The sequence below is a fragment of the Phenylobacterium sp. genome (assembly GCF_036263695.1).
GTDB lineage: Bacteria > Pseudomonadota > Alphaproteobacteria > Caulobacterales > Caulobacteraceae > Phenylobacterium.
Window position 1 is genome coordinate 1 of record NZ_DATAGM010000043.1, and the last position, 2,891, is coordinate 2,891.

Genomic DNA, 2,891 nt, shown 5'->3' on the forward strand with positions numbered 1-2,891 from the left:
GAAACTGAGGTTGCCTACCTGGACGCCGAGGTCACCGCCAGCGCGCTGCTAGAGGACCAGGGCGGCCGCGTCCGGCTCGTCTCGCGCCGCTGGGGACCCGAAGAATGACCGCCTGGAGACTGATCTTCATTCCCTCGGACCACCAGGCGGCGCCCGCCGTCCGGGTGATCGACGCCGAAGGCAGGATCTTTGAGCGCGGCACGTTGCAGATCGGCCCGAACCCGGCCCCTGCCGGCGCCCGGACCGTGCTGGTCGCGCCCGGCATGGACGTGGCCGTCCACTGGCTGCAGCTGCCGACGCGCAACGATGTGCAGGCGAGAGCCGCCGCGGCCCTGCTGCTGGAGGAACGCCTGGCCCGCCCGGCCGGCGAGGCCCATCTGGCGCTGGGCCCGCGCGACGCCGAGGACCATCGGCTGGCCGCCGCGGTCGAGAAGAGCCGCATGCAGAGCTGGGCCAGCCTCGCCGGCCTGCATGGCGTCCGGCCGGACCTCGTCGTGCCCGACCACCTGCTGCTTCCGGAGCCGGACGGCGAGGAGGTTTTCGCCGCCGACATGGGCGGCTGGCTGGCGGTGCGTGGTCGCCGCCTCGCCTTCTCCTGCGAGCCGGACATGCTGGAGGTGCTGCTGCCCGACCGCTCTGTCCGCCGGACCGACGATGAGGCGGCGCTGGCCAAGCTCTGGGCCAAGGCCCTGGCCGCGCCCGCCGTGAACCTGCTGCAGGGCGACTTCGACCCCGCCCGCGCCGAGCAGGTGGCGCCGCGCGACCTGCGCCGGGCGGCAGTGCTGGCCGCCGTCGCGCTGATCGCGCCGGCGCTTGTGCTGGGCGTGCAGGCCTGGCGCTACGACCGGGCGGCCGATGCGGCCGAACGGGCGGCGGCGGCGCAGGTCGCCACCGTGCTGCCCAACGGGCAGGCGGTCACTGACCCGCTGGCCCAGGCGCAGGCGCGGCTGGCGGGCCTGGAGCTCGCCGCCGGCGGCGGGCCGATCTCCGCCTCCGCCCAGCTGTTCGCCGCCGTCGAGACCATCCAGGAGGCGCAGGTGGAGACGCTGATCGTCTCGCCGGAGGGCGAGGTCCGGGCCGGGATCAGCCACACCAACTATTCCGACGTGGAGCTGCTGCGCGAGGCGATGCGCAAGGCGGGCCTCGCCTTCCGCGAGGAGTCGAGCCGCGAGGAGGGCGGCCGGTTGATGAGCGACGTGATCGTGGGGAGCCGACCGTGATGCGCTGGTGGAGCGAACGCAGCGGGCGGGAGAAGGCGCTGCTCGGGGTGATGGGCGCGGCGGTAGGGGCCTTCGGCCTCTGGTACGGCCTCTACGCCCCCTTGCTCGCCGTGCGGGAGCGGGCGCTGGAGCGCCACGACGCGGCGCTCGTGACGCAGGCTGAAGTGGGCCGCGCCGTCGCGCGCATCCGCGGCCTGCAGGCCCGCGCCGCGGCGCCGGCGGCCTCGACTTCGCCGGAGGAAGCCGTCGCCGCCACCGCGATGGCCGCCGGCATTTCGCTCGCACGCACCGAACCCGATCCGGAAGGGGGCCTGCGCGTCGCCGCCGATGCGGTCTCCGCCACGGCCCTGTTCCCCTGGCTCGGGCTCCTCCAGCGCGAGCACGGGCTCGCGGCGAGAAACCTCACCGTCGTGAAGGGCGAAGGCGGCGGCCTGCGGCTGGATGCCACCCTGGCGCGGCCCTGACCGAGTCCGTGAGCGTTATCGCCCGATCGGGCCGTAGAGCCAGGCCAGCCAGACGCCCAGGCTGAGGAAGACGCCGAAGGGGATGTGCTGGTCGCGGGCGAGGGGGCGGCCGGCCAGCGCGCGCAGGGCCACGTAGGCGAGGCCGCTGGCGGCGGCCCAGACGAGGGCGCTGGGCAGGGCCATCCAGCCGACCCAGGCCCCGCCGCCGGCCAGCAGGTAGGCGTCGCCGCCGCCCAGCCCCTCGCGGCCGCGCAGGCGGCGGTAGGCCAGGCCAAGCAGCCGCAGGGCCAGGAAGCCGGCCGCGGCCCCTAGGGCGCACTCGGCCAGCCGCTCCGGTCCTTCGAGCGCCGCCACCGTCAGCCCCGAGCCGATCAGCGGCACAGTGAGGATACGGGGCAGCCAGAAATGCTCGGCGTCGAGGCAGGCCAGGAGCAGCAGCTGCCATCCGAGCAGCGCCCCAAGCAGCGCGGACGTGCCGCCGCCCAGGCAGGCCGCCCAGGCCGCGCAACCCGCTCCGCCCAGGATGAAGGCCAGGGCGCGGGCCGGGGAGGGGGCCCGGACGGCGTCCGCCAGCCGCAGCGACAGCACGGCGAGCACGTAGCCTACTGGAAAGCCGAGCCCGACGCTGGCGGCGAGGTGGACGCCCTGGGCCATGTCAGCTTCCGATCAGCTCCCAGACCTCGTCCGGCGAGATCTGGAACAGCAGGCCGATCGAGCGCAGGGATTGGCCCTCGGCGTGCAGCTTGCGCGCGTAATCCACCTGGTACTTGGACAGCTTGTTCCGGCTGCCGCCGCCGATGCGCCCCGGCGCTCTCACACTCGGGCGCGAGGGGCGGCGGGTCTCGTGCTCGGCGAGCAGCGACAGCAGCTCGGTCGCCGGCTCCGACGGCTGCAGCGCATGGGCGACCGCCTCGCCGTTGAGGATCCGGACGGTCGCGCCGATCTCCAGGAGGTCGCGCAGCAGCTGCACCAGTTCGCCGGTGGAGCGCATGAAGCTCTCCAGGCTGCAGACCAGAACCTCGTCGCCCCGCTTAACGCCGAAGAGCAGCTTGTTCAGACGCCGCTCGCTCTCGGGCGTGGGCTCCCCCTCCTCGATGAGGACATCGCACGCTTCCGCTTGCAGGCGCTCACGTTGCGCTGCCGCTGACGGCAGCGACCCGACCCCTCGAACGATACCGTAGCGCAACGACGTCCCCCACGTGGGGGA

4 protein-coding genes are annotated in these 2,891 nt (G+C 74.2%); 2 read left to right on the forward strand and 2 right to left on the reverse strand.

Annotated elements, in window-relative coordinates; genetic code table 11:
* Window positions 1–104 precede the first annotated feature (104 nt).
* Both gspL and gspM read left to right on the forward strand, forming a co-directional pair.
* On the forward strand, window positions 105–1,220 hold the full coding sequence (gene gspL / locus VHK87_RS01600; RefSeq protein ID WP_329633143.1) for a type II secretion system protein GspL: 1,116 nt from the start codon (window positions 105–107) through the stop codon (window positions 1,218–1,220).
* Window positions 1,220–1,684 (forward strand): type II secretion system protein GspM, encoded by a 465-nt coding sequence (gspM, locus tag VHK87_RS01605; protein ID WP_329633144.1) that lies wholly within the window; start codon window positions 1,220–1,222, stop codon window positions 1,682–1,684. The genes gspL and gspM overlap by 1 nt, the downstream gene beginning before the upstream one ends.
* Window positions 1,685–1,699: 15 nt before the next feature.
* On the opposite strand, the gene VHK87_RS01610 is transcribed toward gspM, so the two are convergent.
* Both VHK87_RS01610 and VHK87_RS01615 read right to left on the reverse strand, forming a co-directional pair.
* Entirely contained in the window at window positions 1,700–2,338 is a 639-nt protein-coding gene (locus VHK87_RS01610) for an A24 family peptidase (protein WP_329633145.1), read from the reverse strand.
* 1 nt (window position 2,339) lies between these two features.
* Window positions 2,340–2,891 (reverse strand): recombinase family protein (locus VHK87_RS01615; protein ID WP_329633146.1); only part of this gene is annotated, 552 nt, incomplete at its 5' end.

Excerpts from the sequence above, each read along its gene's own strand:
- gspM (WP_329633144.1), top strand. The coding sequence starts at position 1,220 with ATGCGCTGGTGGAGCGAACGCAGCGGGCGGGAGAAGGCGCTGCTCGGG.
- VHK87_RS01610 (WP_329633145.1), bottom strand. The coding sequence starts at position 2,338 with ATGGCCCAGGGCGTCCACCTCGCCGCCAGCGTCGGGCTCGGCTTTCCA.
- gspL (WP_329633143.1), top strand. The coding sequence starts at position 105 with ATGACCGCCTGGAGACTGATCTTCATTCCCTCGGACCACCAGGCGGCG.